This window comes from Paenibacillus glycanilyticus, assembly GCF_051200795.1.
Classification (GTDB): Bacteria; Bacillota; Bacilli; order Paenibacillales; family Paenibacillaceae; genus Pristimantibacillus; species Pristimantibacillus glycanilyticus.
Genome location: NZ_CP195155.1, coordinates 5370674 through 5396956, shown reverse-complemented (window position 1 = coordinate 5396956; position 26283 = coordinate 5370674). Strand labels below are relative to the sequence as shown.

Below are 26283 nucleotides of genomic sequence, written 5' to 3'. Positions count from 1 at the left end.
ACACAAAATCTGAAACAAAAACAAAATTATATTTTGTTACAAATAAACTAGACAAAAATTTCAAATGGCGCTAATCTGATTGTAAGAAACATAATCGATACAGAGGAAGAAGGGACTTTGCGTTGTTAGAATTAACGATAGACGAGCCCGATCGTCTCGTAAAGGTTGCGCATGCTCTTAGTACACATACCAGAATCGGCATCATAAAGCTGCTGCTTGCCAAGCCAAACCTGAATATTATTGAAATTGCGGAAGCACTCGATATTCCAGTCTCCACGGCGGCTACCAATGTGAAGGTGCTCGAAGAGGCAGAGCTTATTCTGACCGAGCTTCAGCCTGCATCGCGCGGGGCCATGAAGGTGTGCAGCCGGAATTTCGACGATGTGCGCATGATCCTTAATCCGATTGCTTACTATCATAATACGAGCAAGGCGGTAGAAGTCGAAATGCCGATCGGCCATTTCATTAACTTCGACATCCAGCCAACCTGCGGGATGGCGAATACGACCGGCATGCTCTTTATTGAGGATGAACCGGAAAACTTCTATCATCCGGACAGCCGGACGGCCGAGATTATCTGGTTCCGCAAGGGCTGGATCGAATACCGGTTTCCAAAGAAGCTGCCGGCGGGCGCTAAGGTGAAATCGCTCGAGTTCTCTCTTGAGCTATGCTCGGAAGCGCCGAACTATAATAACGATTGGCCTTCCGAAATTACGGTATGGGTAAATGATAGGGAGATTGGCTCCTGGATTTCGCCCGGCGATTTCGGCGACCACCGGGGCAAGCTCAATCCGCCTTGGTGGAATGACTCCAGCACCCAGCACGGACTGCTCAAAACCTGGGCGATCGAAGAAAGCCGCAGCACCATCGATAACGAGAAAAGCTCCTCGACAACGCTTCGGGATCTGCAGATGGACCAGAAGCCGTTTATTACATTCCGGATCGGACTCAAGCCGGATGCCAAGCATCAGGGCGGCATGAATTTGTTTGGCAAATCGTTTGGCGATTACGCGCAGGGAATAATTATGCGCATGCAATACGAATAGCGTCCAATTGTTCCAGATGTTTTGTTAGCAAAAAAGCATCTGGAACTTTTTTGTTGAATGATACAGTTTTATTGAAAGAAAGCGTTGACATTACGATATGTCGCATGTATATTTTGTTTATAAACAAATAAGTTGAAACAAAATAAAAAATATGTCGGTATGCACGAGCCTATGGAAGGAACGCTAGCGGGGGTCGTTTGAACTGTACATAAGGGTCATGGCTTATTTGTTTTAAGCGCAGGGAATCATATCGTTCATTCATTATGAAGGGGGAAGTAACAGATGGCGAAATGGAGAAGCGGTAAAATTTGGATGGCTGCAATGCTTTGTCTCATTATCGTACTAGCAGGCTGCAGCTCCAATAACGGCGGCAGCAAGGAAAGCTCCAATAACGGCAAGAACAACAGCAACGCGGCAGCACAGGAATCTTCGAATACGGGAGCGGCGGCAGAAGGAACGGATGCCGGAGCCGACGCGAAATCGAGCATCGAATTTATGGGCTGGGGCGGAGACACGGAGAAAGCCGTCTTCCAAAAGCTGATTGATGCTTATATGAAGAAGTATCCGAACAAAAAGGTAAAATACACGGTTGTACCTCCAGGCGAGTATTACCAAAAGCTCGATACTCTGATCGCGGCTAAGAAAACACCGGATGTGTTCTACGCAGGCGGCGCGAACTTCAACAAGCTCGTAAGCAGCGGCGTGCTGATGAACCTTCAGAAGTTGCTGGACACAAGCAGTCTGGTTGATCAAAGCAACGTATGGCCTGCTGCTCTGGACCGCTACCGTTATGACGGTACAACTTCCGGCAAAGGCGACATCTACGGTCTTCCGAAAGACGTTGGCCCTTGGGCGCTTGCTTATAACAAAGATCTGTTCGACAAAGCCGGTCTTCCTTATCCTAGCGCAAAAGCCGGCGAATACACGTGGGACGATATGATTGCCGACGCGAAGAAGCTGACGGTTGCTAATGAACGCGGCAAGATCGATACCTTTGGCGTTGCCGCATACTCCACCGAATCTGCCGTATGGGCAAACGGAGGAGACTGGACAGACGGCAATGGCAAGATCACGATTGATACTCCTGAGTTTGCGCAAGCCATGCAATTTGTAGCTGACCTTAGCCTTGTTAACAAAGTAAGTCCTTCCAAGGATGATGAAAAAGCGCAAAACGGTTATTCGCGTTTCGTAGCGGGTAAAGTGGCGATGTTCCCGATGGGCCCATGGGATCAACCGGGCTTCTGGGATCTGCCTTTCAACTGGGATATCGCGGCATGGCCAGCTAGCCCGAATACAGGCAAAACCGCAACATGGCTTGGATCGCTTGGCTTTGTCGTATCGGCTAAAACCGAGTTCCCTGATGACGCCTTCCGTCTTGCGGCATACCTCAGCCTTGACCAAGACTCGCAAAGACAAAACTATCAGCTTGGCCAAGCGGTTCCGAACCTGATGGATATGGCTAAAGGCGAATTTATGCAAATGGACAAAAAACCGGAGAGCCGCCAAGTATTCCTTGATATTATCTCCGATTACGGCCGTCCTCCAATTGAAAACAGCTCGAAAAACACAAAATGGCTGGATACGTTCTGGCAGGACGCAAGCGCGGTCTGGACCGGCAAGCAAAGCGCGGCCGACTTCGTGAAAGCGGAGCAGCCGAAGCTTCAAAAACTGTACGACGAAGGCAACAAGTAAGCAGGTTGAACTTGCTGGAGTACGCGGGGGAAAGACAATCGCATGAAGCGATGTGTCTTTGCCCCTCTCATCTTCGGCCAGGGAGGATTATTAATGAAGAAAACAATTACCGGATACCGGCGCAAGGAAATTATCTGGTCCCTCATATTTGTCACGCCGCCCGTGCTTGGATTTCTGATCTTTGGACTGGCGCCGCTCTTAACTTCGTTTGGTCTCAGCTTTATGACCTGGGATATGTTAACCCCTTCGAAAATTGTCGGCTTCGATAATTTTCATTATATGTTTAATGACGAGAAATTTTATAAGTCGCTATACAACACCTTCTTCCTGCTGCTCGGCATTCCGCTAGGCATGGTCATCTCGATGATTCTGGCTATTATGATGAACCGCAAGCTGGCAGGCATCTCGATTTTCCGGACGATTTATTACATTCCCGTCATCTCGCCGATTATTGCGGTATCCCTCTTATGGCAGTGGATGCTTAATTATGATTACGGCCTGGTTAACGAGTTTATTTGGAAAGTCTTCGGAACGCAAGGCCCGAATTGGCTGGGCGATCCGAATTGGGTAAAACCATCCTTCATTATTATGGGATTATGGGGCGGCGTAGGGGGTACGATGGTGTTGTATCTGGCCGGTCTCCAAGGCATTTCATCTTCCTATTACGAAGCAGCAGAAGTTGACGGGGCTACCCGTTGGCATCAATTCAGGCATATTACGCTTCCGCTTTTGTCGCCGATTCACTTCTATGTTGTCGTTATGGGCATTATCGGAACGTTCCAGTCCTTTAGCCAAATGTACATTCTGGCTGCAGACGGCGGACCCGAATACAGCGGCGCGACAATCGTGTACTACATTTTCCAAGAAGCGTTCAAATATTTCAACATGGGTTACGCAAGTTCGGTTGCCTGGGTGCTTGGCATCCTTATATTCATCATTACGTTGGTACAGTTCCGCTTGTCCAAGCGGTGGGTGTACCAGGATTAGGAGGCCTTTAAGCAATGGCTAATCAACGCCGTCTTATCAATACCTTAATATTCGTGCTGCTGCTTGCGGGATCCGTTATTATGCTGGGCCCGCTCGTATGGACAGTGTCGACTTCATTAAAAACGCAGCAGCATGTGTTCGACGTGCCACCGCAATGGATTCCGGAACCGCTCACTTGGCTCAACTATAAGGATGTCTGGTCGAAGGCGCCCCTATTATACGGATTCATGAACAGCGCAATCGTTGTCGTGTGCGTGCTGACTGTCGGTTTGTTTGTGGCAGCAATGGCCGCTTACGCATTCTCCAAGTTCGAGTTTCCGTTCAAGGAATGGATCTTTATGGCGCTGCTTGGCACCATGATGATTCCTTATTCGGTTGTTATGATCCCGCAATATATCGGCTTTTCGGAGCTTGGGTGGGTGGATACGCTTGCGCCGCTTATCGTTCCGGGCCTGTTCGGCAATATCGTAACGATCTTCTTCTTCCGGCAGTTTATGCAGGGCTCTATACCGAATGATCTGATCGATGCGGCCAAAATCGACGGCTGCGGCTATTTCCGCACCTTTACGACCGTTGCGCTTCCGATTGCGAAGCCGGCGATTGCCGCGCAAGCAGCGCTTGGTTTTATGGGCATCTGGAATGATTTTATGGGTCCGCTCATTTACCTGCATACGCCAGAACGCCAAACGATTCAAGTGCTTATCGCAAGCATGCAGTCCAACTATATTTCCACCTCGAATTACCCGTCCCTGATGGCGGCGTCGATTGTTGCGCTTGTGCCGGTTGTTATCGTGTTCTTTATGGCGCAGCGTTACTTCATCGAATCGATGGCGATCAGCGGTATTAAGGGGTAAAGGCATGAGCGGATGGCAAATGAAACGGTCCTTGATCGGCATTGGCATCGCGGTCGTACTCGCAGCAGGCGGAGGGGGGATATGGTTGCTTACGCAAAAGCAGGATGAGCAGGGACAAGCAAGAGAGGCTATTACGATGGACCGGACCTATCAGAATCCGATGACGCTGGACCAGGAATGGGAGGATTACGGCATCGGCGATCCTTACGTGCTGCGCCACAACGGCAAATATTATTTGTACTGCAGCACGAAGGACTGGCGGGTTGGCATAAAAGCGTGGAGCTCCGACGATCTGGTGAATTGGAGCTACGAAGGGCTGGTAACGGAGGAGCCGGTAAGCGAAGGCGCTTATGCGCCGGAGGTGGTGTATTGGAACGGTTCCTTCTATATGTATACGTCTCCCGCGGGCAAAGGGCATTACGTGCTGCAAAGCGACAGTCCCACGGGACCGTTCAAGGTAAAAACCGATAATCTCGGCCTGACGATTGACGGCTCCGTCTTTATCGACGATGACGCCAAATGGTATTTCACCCATGCGGAATCCGGCGGCATTATGGCCAGCAGCATGAGCGATCCTTATACGATCGAAGCAGGCGATAAGCTGAACACGTCATTGGGACATTGGACGGAAGGCTCGATGATTATTAAGCGGGAAGGCAGATATTTTATTACGTATACCGGCAATCACGTATTCTCCAAGGGTTATCGCGTTAATTACGCGGTAGGGCATGAGTCGCCGACGGGCTTGTATACGATTCCCGAGAATAATCCGCTTATCATCTCGACGGACAAGGATTTTAACGGACTTGGACATAGCGCAACGGTGCTTGGCCCGGACATGGATTCCTATTATATCGTCTATCACAATCTGGTCGGCAGCTCGGCCGAAGGACCTCCGGTAAGGAAGCTTAACATGGATCGTCTGACGTTTAACGGAGATAAAATGACGGTGCTTGGCCCAACGCATGATGCTCCGGTTCCGGCTCCCGCGCTTCCGGCGTTCCGCGATCCGCTTGGCGGCAGTCCAAGCGCGGATAAATGGCAATCTGCCGAAATCTCCGGGGCGGATGCGGCCTGGGTGACTACGATGCCAACCGGGGATCGGTTTACGGCGGAATACAACGTAGCGCTTGGCAGCGAGAGCGGTGAATTGGAGACGATCTTCTCTTATGCAAGCGCGGATGATTATCGCAGCATTCGGATCAATCCGTCAGACCATTCCATTTCGTTAAGGGATGCGGCGGCGGATAAAGAAATCCAGAAGGCCTCTTTGCCTGAGGGCATGGACTTCTCCAAGCTGCATACCGTTCGGGTGGAAGCGGACCAAAGCGGAACAAGAGCGTATTGGGATGGACTTCTGCTCATCGATAATGCGGGGCTCGCGGCAAAAGCCGGCCAAATCGGTTACGCCTGGACGGGAGGCCTGAAGCCGGAGCTGCAGTACACGGCATTCTCGAATGAAGCGGGCGGCAGCAGCGACAACAAAATGATCAAGCAGGTGCCCGGCACGATGGAAGCCGCACATGCCGCAGCGTCCGATAATAATGAAGTCACTCTTCATCATGAAGGAACGCCTGACGGTAGCTACTCGTCCGAACTGATCGGCAAAGCCGCGGAGCTAGCTTTCCCGATATACGTCCGTTCGGACGGGGACTATATGCTGGCTGCGATGGTATCGGATGCTTCCGCGGGTTCTACGCTTGAGGTTGAAGCGGGCGGCGTAAAGCGGTCCGTAAAGCTTAAGCCGGAGCTGTTCGTTACCGAAGACGATTCTTCGGAATGGATGAAGGTTCCGCTAGGAACGTACTCGTTAAAGCAAGGCCTGCAGTGGCTGACGCTTTCCAAAGGAAAAGGAAATCCGGACATCCGGTTCATCGAAACAAGCGAGGCGGCAGCGCCTGAAGCAGAGCAGCAGGTTGCTTTTGACCCGGACTCAACCTTTGGGTATTGGCAGGAAGACGGCGGTACCGTAGGGCTGCAGCTGGCTGGCGATAATTCGATGATTTTCGGCGGGGATGCCCGCTGGACGGACATGGAGGTTGGTGTGGACGTCACACAGGCCGAAGCAGCCGAAGACGAGGCATCTATTCTGCTGCGGACAACGATGGAATCCTCGTTTCGCGATCAGGTTGCCGATTCTTTTATCGGATACGAGCTTACCTTCCGCAACGGCAGAATCATCCTGAAGAAAGTCAGCTACGAAGTGAATCAGGAGCTTACCTCCGGCGTGCTGGAGCTGGGGAACGGTAAAGCCCACCGGATCCGGATTAAGCTGAAGGGACCAAGCATAGAGGTATTCGACGGGGACAATGACGAGCCCGTTCTGTCCTGGACGGACCGGAATGCCTTCCTGCATGGAAGGATCGGACTTCGCGCAAGCTCTTCGGACTGGCAATTCAGTCATATCACGGTCAATACGAAATCATAACATTCATCCATAATTAAACGCAGCACATAAGCGTTACAGGAAGCAGGGAACACGCATGACAACAAAAATGTATATCAAAAACTACCCCCGTCCGCAATTCGTCCGCGAGCAATGGGTCGATTTGAACGGCGAATGGAACTTTGCGTTTGATGATGCCAATACGGGCGAAGCGAATTTGCCGGCTGTATTCAGCAGCGATTTGAAGATTAACGTGCCTTTTACTTACGAAACGCCGGCGAGCGGTATTAACGACGAAAGCCATCATCCTTATGTCTGGTACAACCGTACGCTGGATATTCCGGCCGAAGCAGAGGGCTCGAAAGTGCTTCTGCATTTCCAGGCTGTCGACTATGTCGCGAAGGTATGGATTAACGGTACTTACGTCGGCTCCCATCAAGGCGGCTATGCGGCTTTTTCCTTCGACATTACGCCTTATATCGCCGTTGGCGGGGAGAACCAGCTGACCGTTAAGGTAGAGGACAGCATGGACGCAACGCAGCCGCGCGGCAAGCAGCGCTGGGTGAAGGATAATTTCGAATGCTTCTACGTGCAGACGACAGGGATCTGGCAATCGGTATGGATGGAGTTTGTCGCTCCCGTCCGCGTGGATGCCGTCAAGATTACGCCGGATATCGACAACCGCTCCGTTCGTTTCGAATATCAGGTAGAAGGCGATTACTCGGCTTCGGATATCCGCGTGGAGACCGTCATTAGCTTGAAGGGTAAGCAGGTGAAGCGGATGAGCCTGACGGTAGACCGTCCTTGGCTGCAGCTGGATGCCGACCTCGTTCACGAGGCGAACGGTCCGTGGAAGCATAGCATGTGGTCGCCGCAGCATCCGAATCTGTATGACGTGGAGTTTATTTTGTACAAGGGCGATACCAAGCTGGACCACGTGTATTCGTACTTCGGCATGAGAAAAATCTCGATCGAAAAGGGCCGCATCCTGCTCAACAACGCGCCGCTCTATCAACGTCTTATTCTGGATCAAGGCTACTGGCCGGATAGTCATCTGACGCCCCCGTCGGAAGAAGCGCTGATTGAGGATATCGATCTTATTCTGGAGATGGGCTACAACGGCGTCCGCAAGCATATGAAGGTGGAGGATGCGCGATTCCTGTACTGGTGCGACGTGAAAGGCCTGCTCGTCTGGTCCGAGATGGCCGCAACCTTCGAATTTAACGATAACGCCGTTCATAAGTTTACGAACGAATGGATGGAGGTTGTGCGCCAGCAATACAATCACCCGTCCATCATTACTTGGGTTCCTTTCAACGAATCCTGGGGCGTCATGAATATTAAGAAGGACATGAAGCAGCAGAAGTTTACCGAAGCCATCTATCATTTGACCAAAAGCTTTGACCCCTACCGTCCGGTTATTACGAATGACGGCTGGGAGCATACCGTGTCCGATATTCTGACTCTTCATGACTACGTGGAGACGAAGGAAGAGTTCGAGAAGCGTTACAGCAATAAAGACGAAATTCTGAATAACGAGATTTCGTTTAACCATTGGAAGTATGCTTTTGCGGATGGTTACGAATATCAAGGGCAGCCGGTCATCGTCAGCGAATTTGGCGGCATCGCCTTCCAGACGGAAGCAGGCTGGGGTTACGGCAACCAGGTTGCGTCGGATGAGGCGTTCCTGAACCGCTTCCGCAATATCCATCAAGCGATTAAGGACAGAGATTATATCGTTGGCTACTGCTATACGCAAATTACGGACGTGCAGCAGGAAGTGAACGGAGTGCTTACGGCGGACCGCAAGCCAAAGCTTCCGATCGAGAAGATCCGCGAAGTGAATCTGATGTAACCATAAAAAATAGCGAAGCAGGAAACTCCTGCTTCGCTATTTTTCGTTTAACCTGTTATTTTGCAGAAGCAACCTGCTTCGTATCGTCAGCCGGCGTAACCTTCTTGTTCCATTCCGGCAGCGAAGCGACATATTCATCCGACATGCTGATCAGTCGGTGAGCTCTCGTGAAGGTGTCCTCCGTATCCTGCGGAGTTGTGACCGGACCGCCCGAGATCGGATAGGTGATGCCGTCCGCGTAACCCGAGCCTGGCACAAACGCGCCTTTATCCGTAATGAACGAACCGGTAGGGAGATAGTAACGTTCAGGCAAGATGTTGCTTGTATGGTTCAGCAGATCCTGTCCGAAGTGGACCTGATCTTTAAGCAAGACGCCAATCAAGTTCGAGATGGTCGGGAAAATATCCGATTGTCCGCCAACCTGAGGGAAGACTTGAGGAGTTTGATTCGGCACGGACATAATCAGCGGGATATTCATCATATCCGGCAGCGTATAGTCACGGCCGTAAATTTCCTTCATCAGCTTCTTCTCGTTGTTGTTCAGGGAGTAAATCGGCAGTCCTTGATGATCGCCGTACAGGACGATTACGCTGTTATCCCAGACGCCGTTCTTCTTCAGCTCGTCGATCAATTGGCCAAGCGCGTAATCCGCGTAGTTCTGGGCTTCAATGTAGTCGCCGACAAGCGTGTTTTTATAGCGGTCCGGCAGTTCCATCTTGTATTTGCTTTCCGGAATGCGGAACGGATGATGGCCGGACATGGAAATCAGCTGAACGTAGAACGGCTGGCCGGTCTGCTGCATGCGCGCAAGCTCGTCGGCCGTCTTCGCGTACAGAACTTCGTCGGAAGGACCAAAAGCAACGGGATCCTCCTTGCCAAAGAACCGGTCATCATAATATTTGCCCCAGCCAAGCGCCTTATACAGCTGGTCGCGGTTCCAGAACATAACGTTGTTCGTATGGAAGGTTGCTGTCTGGTAGCCGTTAGCGGCAAAGGCCTTCGGCATGCTTGGCAGCTCCTTGTCAGCATACACCTCGGAAGCCGCGCCGTTAGGCGGCACGTAAAGCGATGTGTTCACGACAAACTCGGCATCCGCCGTATTGCCTTGACCTACTTGCTGGAAGAAATGCGGGAAGTAGAAGTGATCCGCGGCCAGCTTATTCATATTCGGCGTAATTTCTTTGCCGTCGATTTTCAAGTTAATGAGGAAATTCTGGAAGGCCTCAAGCTGTATAACAATAACGTTTTTGCCTTTAGCAGCTTCCCAATAAGCAGGCTGCGCGGGCTGAGCGCTTCCTTTTTCCTGCTCGACCATAGCCGGGGTTACTTCCTCCGCGTTAATCGGCAAGTCCTTGGAAGGAGCAAACGTCGCATAAATTTCGTAGTTCAGAATCCCCATGTTTTTCGCTTGCTGGAATTCGTTCATGTCCTGGCGGTAAGGAATAATGGCAGTCGCGCATGCGGCAACCGCAAGCACTTGTCCAGCCACAAACCAGCTTCTTTTTCCTTTAACCGACAAGGTCCGGCTCCATGCGCGGAATCGCTTGCTGCTGGCAACCATGATGAACAGGAACACGATATCCGTGAAGATAAACAGGAAGTAAGGATCCATCAGCGAGAAGACGCTGCTGTTTACTTCGCCAACCTGGTTCACCTGGCGCAGCTCATGATAAGTAACGATAACGCCGAAATATTTGTAATACATAATAACCGCAAAATATATACCGGTTAAAATAAGGTCGAGGATCAGGTAAGTCATAAACTTCTTCCTGTAAGCAAAGGCCTCGATAAGGCAGAAAATAAATCCGATTGATGAAATGCCGGTTAACAGCATTTTTACGATATCTCCCGTGCCGCCATCGAATACGATGATCCAGACGAGGAGCATTTTTAGAATCATGATGATGGAAAAGACAACAAAAGGCTTGTTCAGCAGCGCTTTCCACCGATATCCGTTAGTCAAAACGAATCGTCTCCCTTTCATTCAGTTAATTACCAGGGGTAAGCTGTATAATATGAACGGCTGCCCCCGTATGTACCGATTGCAGCTCGCGACTTGCGGGATTAGTAATAGGGTTGTTCAAAATCGTACGTTCATGCATGCCAGCAGACGAAAAAGTGCTGCGGGGGTGTTTGACGGGAAAGCATCAAAGCAATAACCTCCGAGCACGGGTGTACGAAGTCTCTATTATTTACTTTATTACTATAATTCATTAAGAGAACGAAAAGCAAGATGACCGAAACGTAAAGCCAGCATTTGCATAGGCTGGCTTTATTTTTTCGCTTCCTGTTCGACAATGAAATCTTATCTTGCCATAGCGGAAAATAGCGTTATGATGGAGATAGATTCATATCCTTTATATTTTAGGTACTGTAGTGTTTATCACGATTGGGAATCGCATAAAATAAGGAAAGAAACTAATATTCCCGAAGCGGGAGGTACCTATGCGAAAAACAGGTTGGAAAATAGCGACAGTAGCAGCCTTGCTTGCCGTTGCCATCGGTTTAAATATGAAATCCGATCTGTTCTCTGTTTTCGCTTCCGCGTCAAGCGGCGGAGGCGGTACGATCGATCAGCTCGAGGATGAGCTGGCATCGCAATTTCAAAGCAGATCCGAGCATTTTACGCTTCAATATAAAGGAGACAAGCACAAGCTTTCCGACGGCTTGCAAAATACGATTAATCTTGCGCTGGCGCAGGATGATTACACCGCGTATATTCTTGACTCCTATCTTTATACCATCCGCAGCTGGGGTAATCTGTCCACCATCAAGCTGGAGGCCAGATACCGCGAGACGACGGACCAGACCGCTGCCGTTGACGCAACGGTCAGCCAAGCGATCAAGCAGATCATTACCCCGCAGATGAACGAGCACGAGAAGGTGAAGGCGATCCACGACTGGATTGTCAATAGACTGCAGTATGACGAGACGTTGAAGCATTACACCGCTTACGATGCTCTCACAACGGGAACCGCTGTATGTCAAGGTTATTCGCTGCTTGCTTATAAAATGCTAAAAGCTGTCGGAATTCCTGTTCTTATTGCCGAAGGCAAAGTCAAGACCGGCGATCATGCTTGGAATATGGTGCAGCTCGGCGGCAATTGGTATCATCTCGATTTGACCTGGGATGATCCGGTTGTGAAGCAAGCCGGCACGCAGCAGACCGAGTCCCGTCTCAGCTATAACTATTACTTGAAGACGGATGACGAGATGCGCGTCGATCATCAGTGGGTCAAAACTTATCCAACGGCGAACCATTCCTATGGCAGCGAGCTTAACAACCTGCGGAGCACGGACAGCGGGAAGGCGGATGTCTACGCTAAGCTCATTACCGATCTTGGCCTGCACTGGACGGAGCCGGAAAATACGGTAGCGAGCCTGGTAGAGCTGGAGCAGGAAATCCGCGAGGCCGTGATGGAGCAGCAGACGGGCATGAAGTTCCGTTATGTGCATGGCTCGCAGCTTGCGACCGATCTGCCGACGGCCTTTAAGGTAGCGCACGTATCCGTTCGCTATTCGGCCCGTTACGAGCCGTACGGCAATGACGGTTCGATGCTTGTGCAGGTCCAGCTGGATTATCAATAAGAAGCCTAAACAATAAGAAAGAGCATTCGCTTGCGATCAAGCGAATGCTCTTTTTTTGCGACACCATTGCGATATCAGCAGTATATATAGCCCGGATTGGCTTAAAAAGGATGAATTTGAGGTAATATATTGTACTTTCTGCAACTTAAATCCGCTTATCGCATGAAATTGTTCCATTATGCTGCAATAGATACAATGCAGCTTCGCTTCCGAGCTGAGGCTCAAATACGGTCTACGTTTGCTCTTATTGCTGCTGCTCGCTCCTTCTGGCGGCTGTCATCTGCTGCCATACCGAGCCGGCCGCTTCCTCACCTCGCTCGATCCGCTCCAGCGCGATCTGCGCTTGCAGCTGGATCTCGAACTCGGCGTCCTTCGCTGCCTCGCGCAGCGCTTCCACGGCGCTCTCGTCGCCGGCTTCGTACAGGAAGCGCGCAGCGCGCCAGCGGACAAGCTTGTTCGGATCGCGAAGCGCTTCAATCATCGGGCCGGTTGCGGCCGGATCGCCCCAATCGGACAACGTATCGCCGGCTGTACGGCGTACGGAGACGGACTTGTCGCGCAGCGCCTCGAACAGGTAAGGCATGGCTTCCGGCGTGCGCAGATCGCCAAGATAAACGACGGCAAGACGGCGGATCGACATGTTCTCGTCATGCAGTGCTTTGGCAATCAGCGGCAGCAGCTCAGGCTCCGGGGCCATCCGCTCCAGCGCGGCGTAGCGGACCTGCCATTCCGGCGACTCGAAGCGCTCGGCGATTTCTTCGCCGGACAGCGGTGCCGGCCTAGCCGGAGCAGCGGATTCTTCGCCGGGACCTAATGCCTGGGCTGCCGAGATGAGCTCTTTCAGCCGGTCAGGCGTATAAGCGGCTTCCAGTTCCTTCACGATCTCGGCGGCAATCTCTTCGAGCTCGCCGTAACGAACGCCGAATTCCTCCAGCTTCCGTTCGCGGATCATCGAAGCGCCGGCTGCTTCGGTTACGGCATCGGTAAATTTCTGAGGCAGCGCGGAGCGGGCTTCGCGTTCGCCGTTTTTCACGCGTACCTGTATCGGAATGCCGCGGTACATCTGCACAAGCACATGCGCCTCGCCGTAGCTCTCGGCCGCAAGCGCGGCTCCCGCTGCGGCGTCTCCGTCATTGCCGCCTTGCAGCAGCGCTCTCGCATCGGCGAGAATACGCGCCCAGTCCGCGTTAGACACGCGGTCCAGCGCGATAAAGTCGGCCGTGCGGAAGATGCTCCGCACGCCTTCAATTGCGAGGAGCGCCTTCAGCGGCTCCGGTGCGGACTCGATTTCTTTTTTCGTATAGGATTGTCTGATGCCGCGCGGTAGCGATTCATCCACGTTCAGCTTCATGGAATTTGGACTTGGGGTTGGTTCTATTGAAATAAGTTTCATTTTCATTATGCCTCCCGTTCACTAACTTGAGCTTATAATCATAGTGTACATGAAAAAAACAGCTTACGCGAATACAGCTCCGCAGCGGTTGATTGGACATTCCCAAGTTGGTATCTTTAAATAACAGGGCAAGACAATCAGGAGGGATGTACGGTTGAAGCAGAATAAATTTACGAAATTTACGAACAGCGAGCCGGTACAGCTGCAAAATTCCATCAAGCATTTGCAACGATGGCGCCAGGAGCGTCTCCGTAAAATAAAAACGAAGGATTATTCTTATTCCATTCCGAGCGTTGAGCCGGATCTTTCCTTTTTGCATGAAAATCGGGCAAAGCCGTCTTTGACATGGGTTGGGCATTCCACCTTCTTTATTCAGCTTGCCGGAAAAAATATGATCACGGATCCCGTATGGGCCGGACAAATGGCTTTTCAAAGAAGACTGGCACCACCGGGGCTGCCCATCGAGGATGTACCCCCGGTTGATATTATCCTTATCTCTCATTCCCATTACGATCATCTTCATATCCAATCGCTTCGGCGTCTTCAGGGCAGCAAGCTGCTGCTGGTTCCGGCAGGGCTCCGCACGAAGCTCAGGCTGAAGGGATTCACGAATGTGAGGGAGCTGCACTGGTGGGAGTCGGTTGTTATTGACGGCATCCGCATTACCTTTGTGCCTTCCCAGCATTGGACCCGCCGCAATCTATGGGACATGAACAGCTCCCATTGGGGCGGCTGGGTGATGGAGCCGGCCGACAAGAATTCCTTGGAGCCAACGATCTATTTTGCCGGTGACAGCGGTTATTTCTCCGGGTTCAGGGAAATCGGCAGCCGATTCGATATCGATGTGGCTTTAATGCCGATTGGCGCGTACGAGCCGGAATGGTTCATGGGACCACAGCACGTGACGCCGGAGGAGGCGCTGCAGGCGTTTGAGGATACGGGAGCCAAATGGTTTGTGCCGATGCATTACGGGGCGTTCAAGCTTGCCGACGATACGCCGCGCGAAGCTCTTGACCGGCTGGCTAACGAACGGGAACGGATCGGGCTGGATGAACAACGTGTCCGAATTCTCCTTCACGGCGAGACTTGGCGCTGCCCAAGCCGGGAAAATAACAAACGAGAACAAGAGTAAGCCAAATAAGCACAGTGACTCTCCTCGGCAGGAGAGCTATACTTAGGGATATATTGTTGCAATTGAATATCGCCATTACGGTGATAATTCATTTTAGGAGGAAACTAGAGAACATGAGTCAGCCTATTCGTCTTGGCATAATTGGAGCAGGGGCTATCGGCAAGGTCCACTTGGAAACATTCGCGAAGGTTGGAGCGGAATCGGTATACGTTGCCGCGATTACCGATGCTTATTTGCCGCTTGCCGCGCAAAGAGCAGAGGAGTTCGGCGTAAAGACGGTTCACGAGAACCCGCAGGCCTTGCTGGAGGATCCGGAGATCGATGCCGTCGTTATCGGCGTTCCGAACCAGTTCCATGCACCGCTCGCCATTGAAGCTTTAAAGCAGGGCAAGCATGTCTTGCTCGAGAAACCGATGGCGATTGATGCCGAGGCGGCCCGCACGATCTACGAAGCGCAGAAGGCTTCGGGCAAAGTGCTCATGATGGCGCAGCAAATGCGCTGGACCGGCATTAACCGCGCGATTAAAGCGCGTGTTGAAAACGGCGATCTTGGCCGTATCTATAACGTAAAAACCGGCTGGGTGCGCAAAAAAGGCATCCCGGGCTGGGGCTCCTGGTTTACCCGCAAGGATATGGCCGGCGGCGGACCGCTGATCGACATCGGCGTTCATATGCTGGATCTGTCGCTTTATCTGATGGGCAATCCAAAGCCGGTATCCGTATACGGCTCCACTTATGCCGAATTTGGTCCGGAACGCCGCGGCATCGGCACTTGGGGTACTCCGAACTGGGACGGCTACTATGATGTTGAGGATCTTGCAACGGCGCTGATCAAGTTCGATAACGGCGCAACGCTGTCGCTTGACGTAAGCTGGGCCGCGCATGCGGCGGGCATGAGCCAGGATCCGTTTATCCACCTGATGGGCAAGGAAGGCGGCGCGGCGCTTGTTGGCAGCGACGGCAAATTCGTAACCCATGAAGGCGACGATATCGTCGAGTCGAACATTGAGCCGCTTGAAGGCGAAGAAGACCGCGTGCTGCTGAGCAAGCATTTCGTGGAATGCGTTAACGAAGGCAAGGAGCCGATATCCTCCGCGCTTTCGGGCTATACCAACAGCCGCATTTTGGACGCTATTTACGAATCGTCCCGTACCGGCAACGAAGTGAAGCTGAACTGGGATTAATAAGTTGAATGAATGTGCGGCCGTGTTTGTATTACACGGCCGCTTTTATTGTTTTTTTCGTTATCAGGTTAAATGCAAGCGGAGCATTACAAATGATTCTGGAGAAGCAGAGCTTATGCTTCCGAAGAGGCTTTCCTGCAGAAAGCTTTTAAGCGTTCGCTTTTGCTCGAGGATTCAAACAAATAAAGCTAAATTATTCAAAGGAATTCTCGAGTAATGGCGATCGGAAGAACATTTGAATGCGCAGTTTGCCATTTAACCTACTATTATCTTTTCCCATTGGGTGTAATTGAACGTTCAGACTGTGGTATAATGGTTCGAGATAAATTGAGTTGGAAAAGAAGGACGGGATTAAATACAATGATTAGTACTAGCGGCATAACGCTTCGCTACGGTAAGAAGCCATTGTTCGAAGATGTAAATATTAAATTTACGCCTGGCAACTGCTATGGCTTGATTGGCGCAAACGGCGCCGGTAAATCGACGTTTCTGAAAATTTTGTCCGGCGAGGTTGAACAGTCCAGCGGCGAAGTTCACATTACCCCGGGCGAACGTCTTGCGGTACTCAAGCAGAACCATTTCGAATACGACGAGTTCAACGTCCTCGAAACGGTTATTATGGGCCACAAGAAGCTGTATGACGTGATGAAAGAGAAGGATGCCCTCTACGCGAAAGCCGACTTCACCGACGAAGACGGCATGCGCGCAGGCGAGCTGGAAGCCGAATTCGCCGACATGAACGGCTGGGAAGCGGAATCGCAAGCGGCTGAGATGCTGAACGGTCTTGGCATCACTCCGGATCTGCATGATAAGAAAATGTCTGAGCTGGGCGGCAACGAGAAAGTCCGCGTCCTGCTCGCGCAAGCGTTGTTCGGCGAGCCGAACATCCTTCTCCTCGACGAGCCTACCAACCATTTGGACATCGAATCGATCCGTTGGCTGGAAGATTTCCTGTCCGGTTATGAAGGCACCGTTGTGGTTGTCAGCCATGACCGTCACTTCCTGAACACCGTATGTACGCATATTGCGGACATCGACTTTGGCAAAATCCAGATGTACGTGGGCAACTACGACTTCTGGTACGAGTCTTCTCAGCTGGCTCTCGCGCTTCAACGCAGCGAGAACAAGAAGAAAGAAGACAAGATTAAAGAACTTCAAGCGTTTGTCCAACGCTTCAGTGCGAATAAATCGAAGTCCAAGCAAGCGACCTCCCGTAAAAAATTGCTGGATAAAATTACGCTCGACGACATTCGTCCGTCGAACCGCAAATATCCGTTCATTCAATTCAAGGGCGAACGCGAAGCGGGCAAATCCTTGCTGCTTGTTGAAGGTCTGACGAAGACAATCGACGGCGAGAAAGTGATCGATAACTTGACGATTGCCGTAAACAAAGGCGACAAAATCGCTTTCGTTGGCCCTAACGGCCTGCCGAAGACGGTATTGTTCCAACTTCTCATGGGCGAGCTGGAAGCAGATTCCGGCACGTATCAATGGGGCGTTACGACAACGCAAGGCTACTTCCCGAAAGACAACGCGCCTTACTTCGACGGCGTGGAGCTGAACCTCGTGGAATGGCTTCGCCAATACTCCAAGGATCCGGACGAGACGTTTATTCGCGGCTTCCTGGGCCGTATGCTCTTCTCCGGCGACGATGCGATGAAGAAAGCATCCGTTTTGTCCGGTGGCGAGAAAGTACGCTGCATGCTTTCCAAAATCATGCTGAGCGGCGCAAACGTGTTTATCCTCGATGAGCCTACGAACCACTTGGACCTCGAGTCCATTACGGCGCTTAACAATGGTCTGACGGAAACGGACTGCACGGTTCTGTTTACCTCGCATGACCATCAGTTCGTGCAAACTATTGCGAACAGAATCATGGAGATTACGCCTAACGGCTTGATCGACAGAATGATGACTTACGACGAGTACCTCGAGAGCGATGAGATTAAAGCCCTTCGCGAGCGTATGTACGCGGTTTAATCGTATAGAGAGAGCTGTACAGTCCTGACTGTACGGCTCTTTTTTTGTATGCATGCATAAAAGCACGCATAGGGTAAACACTGTTTCTTTAGGCCCTAATGGAATCGCTTGGATAGGGGAGGTTTGATTGCTGTCATGAATCAGTATGAAGAGATCAAGCAGGGCGAGAAAGGAGCCTTGATCAGCATCGGGGCTTATATCGGGCTGTCGGCTATCAAGCTAGGCGCAGGCTATTGGTTTGCCTCTGGGGCGCTCGTTGCGGACGGCTTTAATAACCTGACGGATATTATCGCTTCGGTTGCTGTACTGATTGGTCTTCGCATCTCTCAGAAGCCGCCCGACAAGGATCATCCTTACGGACATTTCCGGGCAGAGACGATTGCGGCGCTTATTGCTTCGTTCATTATGGCGACGGTTGGTCTGCAGGTGATCATCAACACGGTACGTTCTTTATTCTCGGGTGAGCAGACCGTGCCTTCGCTGACCTCGGCATGGGTTGCTTTGTTTGCGGCAGCCTGTATGGGGGCCGTATACCTCTATAACCGCAGGCTTGCTAACCGGATCAATAATCAGGCTTTGCATGCGGCGGCAAAAGATAATTTATCCGACACGCTTGTCAGCATCGGTGCGGCAATCGGGATTATAGGCGCTCAGTTTGGCCTGCCTTGGCTGGATCCGGTAGCCGCGCTTGCGGTAGGCGCCATCATATGCAAGACAGCCTGGGATATTTTCTACAGCTCAACCCATGCCTTGACGGATGGCTTTGATGCCAACGAGCTGATGACGCTGCGTTCCACGATAGAGGGGACTAAAGGCGTCAAATCCATTAAGGACATAAAGGCCCGCGTACACGGAAGCAATGTGCTCATCGATGTAATTGTGCAGGTGGATCCCGGTCTGACGCTTATTGAAAGTCATCGGATCAGCGATGAGATCGAGCAGCGGATGGAAGGCAAACATAACATCATGAGCGTCCATGTTCATGTGGAGCCGCATGAAGAGCCCTATCCCGGTTCCGGTGCTCTGCATTAATAAATAAATAACCTTAGCCAGTGCGGCTAAGGTTATTTGCTGTAGGGCTATTCCTAATCAGTTATCCGTATTTCTTCAGCATCTCGAGGAATTTGTTGCCCGAGAGTGCAGGAGTTCCGGCATTCAGTCGGAATGCTTCGTCTGACCCCGGTCGGTTAATGCCGGGATGCACGGTGAAGAATAAGGTAACGCCTGCATTTTTCTCAAGCTGTTTTGCCGTCGGGCTGAAAGCGCCATACGGGAAAGCGAGCATCTGACGCGTATTATTCAGCTCTTCCTTCAGCCTTTTTTCCATCAGCTGGGCATCCGCTTCAACGCGCGCCATGTATTCCTTCTTCGTCTCCACGCGGCCTTTGTCCGGAAGGTAAATCGGATTGCTCAGCATAGGGCCCTTTTTCTTGCCCTTTTTATCAAGCGGGGCATAGTCATGCTGGTTGTAAGTATGACTATAGAAGCTGAAGCCTTCGCCTTTTAGCTTGCGCATCGTATCCCAAGTCAGATGCTTCGTGTGCACATTCTGATGGTCGCTGCTCGAGCCGATAACGAAGTGCGTAGCCGGGAAATTATATTTTTTCAAAATGGGAACCGCATATTGGTCAAAGCTTTCGTACCCGTCGTCAAAGGTAATAACAACGGCGTTATCCGGTACTTTCGCTTTGTGCTGCATGAAATCCTCGAACTGCTCAATGCTGATGACATTGTAGCCGTTCTCCTTCAGAAGCTTCATATGCGTGCCGAATCGGCTGGGCGAGATCGTCGCTCCGCTTTCTTTCTCATCGATATGATGATACATAAGGACGATAACTTTGTTCTTGTAATGAGCTGGTTTGTTGGCGGAAGCCTCTAGCTGGTATTTGGACACCGGCCAAGTGATCGCAATGGCGATGACGAGGAGTGCAGCAATCACTTTCATTCTCACAACTTATTCCTCCTACGGATGTATTACGCGTCCAGCTGTCTTTCCGGCATAACCGGCTGAGAAGGCCGTTTTTTGGGCTTTGGCAGATTGCCGAAAGCGATCCAGTTAAATGGAACATAACGGGCGAAGAAACCAACCACGAACCAGGATGCGGTCAGGGCAAGCGCGAAGCCGCCGAGATACCAAAGATGAAGCAGCCATGCCGTACCCGTATGAAGCGGGTGTTCCCGGTAGAGAAGCAGGAAGAATGGATGAATCAGGTATACGCCAAACGATAAAGCGCCAAGTCTTGCGATAACCTTGGTCAGGACATTCGGCAGTTTCTTGGACAATATAAACGAAAGTTGCAATAAAACCAGCGCCGTCAGCACCCCATGAATATTCCACACCAGATCGAACAATGTAGTGTTGAACGATTTCAGGTGCAGCCTGGTCTCGTAATACAAATACACATGGGCCAAGCCCGCCGCGATCCACAGTGCCCACAAGGCAACCCACGTTACGACGCGAGCGTTTGTTGCATGCTTCCTTGCCATAATAATCCATTCTTTGATTTTCGGATAATAAATCCCAAGAGCAGCGCCAAGCAGATAATAAGAGAAATAAGAGAACGACCAGCTGCCGCGGTTAGGAACGCCGGGGTCTGGAAGCACGTGTTTATTGATAATAAAGAACGCCCATTGAATGGCAATCCCCGCGGGAATGGCCCATTTGATCGTGCGCGGATATTTTTTCATCAGCCACAGGAACAACGGAAACATCAGATAGAACTGTATGTTTATATACACGAAATATAAATGCGTATAGGCCTTGCCGGTAAGTACTTTATCGATAAAATTATGAATTTCCGTTGATAGAGACCGATCCGGATAATAAAGGTAATGCAGCACCGTAAAATAAAACAAAGAGAAGACCAAATACGGAATTATAATGTACAACAACCGTTTCTTATAAAAGCTTCCGAGCAGCTGCTTGTCCAACGGCCGCGTATAATAATTGTAGAAGAGGACAAAGCTGCTTAGGAAAATAAAGGTTGTCGTTCCTATCTTCATGAAAATATTGAAGAAGTTGTAAAGAAAAAAGTAGTTCGAATCCACCATAGCCACGGTGGCAAACGAAGTGGAATGGACGGACAGGACGCCTATAATAGCCATTGCCCGTACGAGTAGCAGCTGGGGAATATTGTCCCTTTTCTGCAGGGTTGGTGAAGCCGTAGCCATTCGTTATACATCCTTCCTTAGGTTCTAAGCTATTAACCTATTAACCTAGTTATTATAGTATAAACGAACAGGCATACACAACAATTTGTCTTAATCTCCCAATTGAGATTAAGACAAATTTTGTTATTTTCCTTTATTTATTCTCTTGGTCTTCTGCGGGCTGCTCCGCTGTCCTGCGCAGCTTGAATCACTCTTTTGCGAACCTCTTCAACCACTCTTGCATTAAATACGCTTGGAATAATATAGAACCTGCTCAGCTCATCCTCGTTGATGACGGAGGCGATCGCTTCGGCTGCGGCAAGCTTCATCTGCTCATTGATCGTGACCGCGCGGCTGTCCAGCGCCCCCCGGAAAATGCCCGGAAAACAGAGGACGTTGTTAATCTGGTTCGGATAGTCGCTTCTTCCCGTAGCCATGACAGCTACGATATCTTCGGCCAGCTCCGGCCGAATCTCGGGTTCGGGATTTGCCATGGCGAACACAATAGGCTCGGGTGCCATCGATTGAATATGCTCCCGGGTCAGGATGCCGCCGGCGGATACCCCTATAAATACATCGGCATTGGCAAGCGCTTCTGTTAGCCCTCCGCTGATTCTTGCCTCATTGGTATTCTGAGCGTACCATTGCCACATCGGATGGCTGTAGGTTTTGTCTGCCGTCAGAATCCCTTCGCGGTCAACCCCTACGATATGCTTGGCGCCGCCGGCCAGCAGCATTTTTGTGCATGCCGTTCCTGCAGCCCCGATTCCGCAAATGACAAACCGCGTATCTTCGATTTTTCGTTTCGTCAGCTTGAGAGCGTTCAGAAGCCCTGCGTACAGGACGACGGCCGTCCCGTGCTGATCGTCATGGAAGACCGGAATATCGAGCTCGTCCCTAAGCCTGCGTTCAATCTCGAAGCAGCGGGGCGCCGATATATCCTCCAGATTAATTCCGCCGAAGGCAGGGGCGAGATGCTTGATCGACGCAATAATCTGCTCGGTATCCTGAGTATCGAGACAGATTGGGAAGGCGTCCACGTCCGCGAACTGCTTGAACAGCATCGCTTTGCCTTCCATAACGGGCATTGCCGCATAAGGGCCGATATTGCCGAGGCCAAGCACTGCGCTTCCGTCGGAGACGACGGCAACCGTATTGCGTTTGATGGTGAGGGTGAATGCCTTTTTCGGATCAGCCTCAATGGCTTGGCACACCCTCGCGACATCCGGAGTATACACGCGGGATAAATCATCCCGGTTTTGGATGGGGGTTTTGGGCTGTATCGTTATTTTTCCGCCAAGATGCAATAGAAAAGTTCGGTCTGACACATGCCGGAGGCGAATGCCCGGCACGCTCTGAAGCGCGGCTTGCAGCCGCTCGGCTGCGCCGGCTTCCGTAATTTTCACCGTCAAGTCCCGTATGCTGACCTGCTTGTCGGTTTGAATGACGTCAATGGCTACAATATCGCCGCCTGCCGCTTCAATCGCGGAGACGGCTTTGCCGAAATACGCCTGCTGGGTATCGATCTCGAGACGCAGTATGATTGTTTTTCCGTCCATGCTCCGTTCCTTCATCTTAATCCTCTCCCTTTGCTATTCGACTGCGATATACGTATCCTTCTCTATAATAACAATAACCGGAAAAGGTTTGTACTATTCGAACGGGGAAGGATTTTGTACAAGCAAAAAGCCGTCATTGCAGCAGCTGCAAGACGGCTTTAGGACAAGTAAGCGGATTGTATTCTTCGTTTCTTTTTTGGATCAGGGTCTGGCGGTAGCTGGCCGAAGCTTCGGGCTGCTGAATGACAGCCATCCATTTATCGACCGTTTCGGTCGTCTCCAGCATTTCGCCGAAGCCGTTTTTGATGAAATATTCGCAGTTTTGTTCTTCCTGCCCGGGAATCGGCTCGTAGAACAGCATCGGAATGCCTTTGCTCATCCCTTCCGTGCAGGTCATCCCGCCTGGCTTGGTTACAAGAACATCCGCGACATCCATCAGCTTGCTGACTTCTTTGGTAAATCCGATGATCCGGATGTTGTCATGCCGGAACCTTGGATTCGCGAGCATTTTTTCTTTCACCTTGTCGTTATTTCCTACGCAAAAAATAAATTGAACGCGTTCGCGCCACTCCGTCATATATTCCAGCAGGCTGTCTTCATACATAAGACCCCAGCCGCCGCCCATAATAAGGACGGTAGGAAGCGCCTTGAGTCCGAACTGTTCCCTGATCTGGGCCTTGTCGTAGCTCCTCCAGAAAAGAGGATGGACGGGGATGCCGGTTACGGCAATCCGGCTCTCCGGCACGCTGTGGTTAATGAGCTTGTCCTTTACCAGGGAAGAGGAGACAAGGAATTTGTTCACTTCCTGATTCACCCATGAACCATGCGCGTCGTAATCGGTAATGACGGTGCATAGCTTTATGTTCAGCCCAAGCCGCTTCAGGCGGCTGACAACCGCGTTCGGAACGGGATGAGTACAAATGACGAGATCCGGCTTCAATTGGGCGATAACCTGCGAAGTATGTGTATAAAACATACGGTGAAGCGCAAGCTGCATAAATCGGTTTAACGATTTTTTATAATTGCTGCGGTACATCAGGCCAACCATCTTGGGCTGCCTGCTTACCGTTTTGCGATAGGCTGAAATAATTAAAGGTCCTAGCACGGGATTAAGAAAATTGCCCAGCTCCATCACGCGGGTCTGTATATCCGGGTTGAGCTGGCGCAGGCCTGCTGCCAAGGCATGCGCGGCTTGCGTGTGCCCTGATCCGAATCCTTCGGAGAGCAGGAGCACTCTTTTCTTACGCATAATGTCACCTACTTTTCTAGTTCCATATTACGACTCTGCTCGATTTAAAACAAGTCATCCTGCTATTGAAGTTGCAGGGGCGATAGTCCTAGCTGACGGCCATCGCGGCTGCAATCGGAAAATCACGGGTTGCTTTGCAAGAAATCATTCTTATATGATATTGTGAATTTCTGCTGGATGAAGAAAAGCCGATCGATGTACTAAGCGGTATTATAGCACATTGGAAATAAGTAGCGAGCATTCGAATGTGCAAAACAGGTTAATCAATTTATTTTAGGAGGATTATTACATATGCAAGAAAACCGTGATTTTATCGTTCCGGGAGCGTTGGTTAAAGCCGATGTCAGGTCCGGCCAATATATTGGCGAGATTGTGGAAGTAAACGGGCCGCGCGCGGTCTTTAAGGTGCTGGCCGTATTGAAGCATCCCGAGCAGGGAGACCTGCATCATCCTTATAATCCGGACGTCGCGATGTTTCATGAGCGCAGAGCTTTGAGCTATACGGAAAAAACGAATGTGCTGCTTCGCGATGTGAAGCCTTTTGAAGGGGAAGTGCCGGACTACAATGCCTCGCTGCAGGAGGCGGTTGCAGCCCAGATCGCCGCGCTGGACCGTCTGATGCGATGGTCCGCGCGCGGGCTGGAAATGTTGAAGGAATTGCGGAAGGAATATAAGTAACTAGAATAATTTCTTCTACTATAGTAGGTAAATCGAGACCTTGCGGTCTTTTTGGTTATTTGTTTATAAAGGCGGTTTGCAGGGTGCCGCGATAAGTGACCTGAAGGCCGAGTGCTTCGGACAAGGCGGCGAGCGGAAGGTAAGTTTTCGATTCCTTTCCTGACTTCAGCAAAAATGCGGGAGGCGTTGTCAGCTTGACCTTCTTGCCGTCGATCGTTACGTATGCGGAACCGATAGTAAGGATAACGGTATGATTATTATAAGAAACCGTTGCGCTTTGGGTTGCGTTATTCCAGGTCAGCTTCGCGCCTAAAGCATCCGTGATGTCCCTCATCGCAACAAAGCTGCGGTTGCTGCGAAGAACGGGCGGGGCTGCCGAAGCGGGAAGCTCCTTGCCGGCCACAACAACGGACATTTGAACGTTGGCCTGGCGCGGGCGGACGGTCCGGTAATCGCCCCAGATCGCGGTTGCGAAAGCGCGTCCCATTGCCGCGTAACCGAGATGGTTCGGATGAATGTCGCCTTGCGCGATGGAGGTGTACTCCAGCTCGTGGCCGACAAACAAGCTGCTGACATCCGCAACCTGAAGCTTGATGCCGTCGGCCGCAAGACGGGTGCTTACCAATTCAAGCTTGCCGCGGAGCTTCGTAACTCCGTCGAGCAGAAGCTTGCGCTTTGCTTCGGGATACAGCTCGATTGTCGTGGAGCCGAACTGCAAAGGCGCGGGAACCGGCAAATATTGATCCGACATGACCATTTGCGCCTTGGGGTTCAGGGCGGCTATCGTTCGGATTGAAGCTTCGAGATCTTTTTCGTACTGATCCAATATCGTTTGGATGTAGGTGGTAATTTCTTCGTCGGTTGCTCCTGAATCCAGCTTCGTCATCACCGGAAGCAGGTCGTTTCCTCCGATCGTTAGAACGATCAAGCTGGCGGAACGTATGGATTTAGCCATTTGGACGGTTTGAGCGGCAAGCGTTTCCTTGCGGGGGTCCTGCAGCTCTTTTTGAATATCGTCGGCCTTCACGGTACGGCCGCCCGAAACAGCCTGAAGCAGGCGGTTCAAGCCTTCGGCCTTAAGTCCAAGTATCCCGTAATTGACGTATTCCGCGCGGAGACCGTGGAACAGCGACTGCTCGTACACCTGCTCGACGTAACCGTAAGGAACGGATTTTTCGGTATAACCATGCTCGTAACCCGCAGTTAAGGAATCGCCGAGAGCAACGATCCGATAAGGCTCCGGCACCCCCGATTCAGCCCTAGCCGGCGACCCTCCCCAGGCCGATGCGGCCAAGATCATGAAAGCTAACATTACAATAACAGATTGGATTTTCCTTGATTTGCTATACAAATGTTCATCCTCCTTTTGATAAAATGTTAGGCATAGTATAAGAACACGAACAATGTGCTGTAAAGTAAAGTTTTATCACATTCATAAAAATATTAAATTGATTCCCTTTTGGCCTGATGTTAAAATAATATAATAACCGCAATGGCGGAACACGGCCCGGAACATGGTCAATCTTAAACGAAAGCTTCATGCAGCTAAT

19 protein-coding genes are annotated in these 26283 nt (G+C 51.0%); 12 read left to right on the top strand and 7 right to left on the bottom strand.

The genetic code is table 11. From position 1 onward, the window contains the following. Positions 1–122: 122 nt before the first annotated feature. The 6 genes from ACR9FF_RS24355 (at position 123) to ACR9FF_RS24330 (ending at position 8820) form a co-directional block, all read left to right on the top strand. On the top strand, positions 123–1046 hold the full coding sequence (locus tag ACR9FF_RS24355; protein ID WP_127491600.1) for an ArsR/SmtB family transcription factor: 924 nt from the start codon (positions 123–125) through the stop codon (positions 1044–1046). Positions 1047–1328: 282 nt separating this feature from the next. After that, entirely contained in the window at positions 1329–2738 is a 1410-nt protein-coding gene (locus ACR9FF_RS24350) for an ABC transporter substrate-binding protein (protein ID WP_201007884.1), read from the top strand. A gap of 93 nt (positions 2739–2831) precedes the next feature. Then, positions 2832–3725, top strand: a complete 894-nt coding sequence (locus ACR9FF_RS24345) for a carbohydrate ABC transporter permease (protein WP_127491596.1) — start codon at positions 2832–2834, stop codon at positions 3723–3725. Positions 3726–3739: 14 nt separating this feature from the next. Beyond that, positions 3740–4579 (top strand): carbohydrate ABC transporter permease, encoded by an 840-nt coding sequence (locus ACR9FF_RS24340; RefSeq protein ID WP_127491594.1) that lies wholly within the window; start codon positions 3740–3742, stop codon positions 4577–4579. A 4-nt stretch (positions 4580–4583) separates the two neighbouring features. Further along, the gene (locus tag ACR9FF_RS24335; protein ID WP_435165654.1) at positions 4584–7007 is read left to right on the top strand and encodes a glycoside hydrolase family 43 protein; all 2424 of its coding nucleotides are present in this window, start codon (positions 4584–4586) and stop codon (positions 7005–7007) included. Between the two features lie 55 nt (positions 7008–7062). Beyond that, the gene (locus ACR9FF_RS24330; protein ID WP_435165651.1) at positions 7063–8820 is read left to right on the top strand and encodes a glycoside hydrolase family 2 protein; all 1758 of its coding nucleotides are present in this window, start codon (positions 7063–7065) and stop codon (positions 8818–8820) included. Positions 8821–8875: 55 nt separating this feature from the next. On the opposite strand, the gene ACR9FF_RS24325 is transcribed toward ACR9FF_RS24330, so the two are convergent. Next, positions 8876–10783: an LTA synthase family protein gene (locus tag ACR9FF_RS24325; protein ID WP_435165648.1), complete on the bottom strand. Its 1908-nt coding sequence runs from the start codon at positions 10781–10783 to the stop codon at positions 8876–8878. Positions 10784–11265: 482 nt separating this feature from the next. On the opposite strand from ACR9FF_RS24325, the gene ACR9FF_RS24320 reads away from it, so the two are divergent. Then, positions 11266–12408 (top strand): transglutaminase domain-containing protein, encoded by a 1143-nt coding sequence (locus tag ACR9FF_RS24320; RefSeq protein WP_435165645.1) that lies wholly within the window; start codon positions 11266–11268, stop codon positions 12406–12408. A 244-nt stretch (positions 12409–12652) separates the two neighbouring features. On the opposite strand, the gene ACR9FF_RS24315 is transcribed toward ACR9FF_RS24320, so the two are convergent. Next, positions 12653–13801 carry a virulence factor gene (locus tag ACR9FF_RS24315; protein WP_248761528.1) on the bottom strand — a complete coding sequence of 383 codons (1149 nt, stop codon included), beginning with the start codon at positions 13799–13801 and terminating at the stop codon, positions 12653–12655. A 154-nt stretch (positions 13802–13955) separates the two neighbouring features. On the opposite strand from ACR9FF_RS24315, the gene ACR9FF_RS24310 reads away from it, so the two are divergent. The 4 genes from ACR9FF_RS24310 to ACR9FF_RS24295 all read left to right on the top strand — a co-directional run bounded on the left by ACR9FF_RS24310 (position 13956) and on the right by ACR9FF_RS24295 (position 19129). Next, a complete protein-coding gene (locus ACR9FF_RS24310) occupies positions 13956–14933 on the top strand; it encodes an MBL fold metallo-hydrolase (RefSeq protein WP_435165642.1) in 978 nt (325 codons plus the stop codon). A 113-nt stretch (positions 14934–15046) separates the two neighbouring features. After that, complete coding sequence (locus ACR9FF_RS24305) at positions 15047–16117, top strand: Gfo/Idh/MocA family protein (RefSeq protein WP_127491580.1); 1071 nt, start codon at positions 15047–15049, stop codon at positions 16115–16117. Positions 16118–16477: 360 nt separating this feature from the next. Next, positions 16478–18097: an ABC-F family ATP-binding cassette domain-containing protein gene (locus ACR9FF_RS24300; protein ID WP_127491578.1), complete on the top strand. Its 1620-nt coding sequence runs from the start codon at positions 16478–16480 to the stop codon at positions 18095–18097. A 135-nt stretch (positions 18098–18232) separates the two neighbouring features. Then, positions 18233–19129: a cation diffusion facilitator family transporter gene (locus ACR9FF_RS24295; protein ID WP_435165637.1), complete on the top strand. Its 897-nt coding sequence runs from the start codon at positions 18233–18235 to the stop codon at positions 19127–19129. Positions 19130–19190: 61 nt separating this feature from the next. On the opposite strand, the gene ACR9FF_RS24290 is transcribed toward ACR9FF_RS24295, so the two are convergent. The 4 genes from ACR9FF_RS24290 to ACR9FF_RS24275 form a co-directional block, all read right to left on the bottom strand. Further along, positions 19191–20042 (bottom strand): polysaccharide deacetylase family protein, encoded by an 852-nt coding sequence (locus ACR9FF_RS24290; protein WP_248762452.1) that lies wholly within the window; start codon positions 20040–20042, stop codon positions 19191–19193. Between the two features lie 29 nt (positions 20043–20071). Continuing rightward, positions 20072–21268 (bottom strand): acyltransferase, encoded by a 1197-nt coding sequence (locus ACR9FF_RS24285; RefSeq protein ID WP_201007892.1) that lies wholly within the window; start codon positions 21266–21268, stop codon positions 20072–20074. A 137-nt stretch (positions 21269–21405) separates the two neighbouring features. Beyond that, entirely contained in the window at positions 21406–22821 is a 1416-nt protein-coding gene (locus ACR9FF_RS24280; protein ID WP_127491570.1) for an NAD-dependent malic enzyme, read from the bottom strand. A gap of 118 nt (positions 22822–22939) precedes the next feature. Further along, positions 22940–24055: an MGDG synthase family glycosyltransferase gene (locus ACR9FF_RS24275; RefSeq protein ID WP_435165632.1), complete on the bottom strand. Its 1116-nt coding sequence runs from the start codon at positions 24053–24055 to the stop codon at positions 22940–22942. 291 nt (positions 24056–24346) lie between these two features. Between ACR9FF_RS24275 and ACR9FF_RS24270 the strand changes: the two genes are divergently transcribed. Beyond that, on the top strand, positions 24347–24733 hold the full coding sequence (locus ACR9FF_RS24270; protein ID WP_127491566.1) for a kinase-associated lipoprotein B: 387 nt from the start codon (positions 24347–24349) through the stop codon (positions 24731–24733). Between the two features lie 55 nt (positions 24734–24788). Here the strand turns inward: ACR9FF_RS24270 and ACR9FF_RS24265 are convergent, their stop codons facing one another. After that, positions 24789–26084, bottom strand: coding sequence for a stalk domain-containing protein (locus tag ACR9FF_RS24265; protein ID WP_435165629.1), 1296 nt, complete (start codon positions 26082–26084; stop codon positions 24789–24791). Positions 26085–26283: the final 199 nt, after the last annotated feature.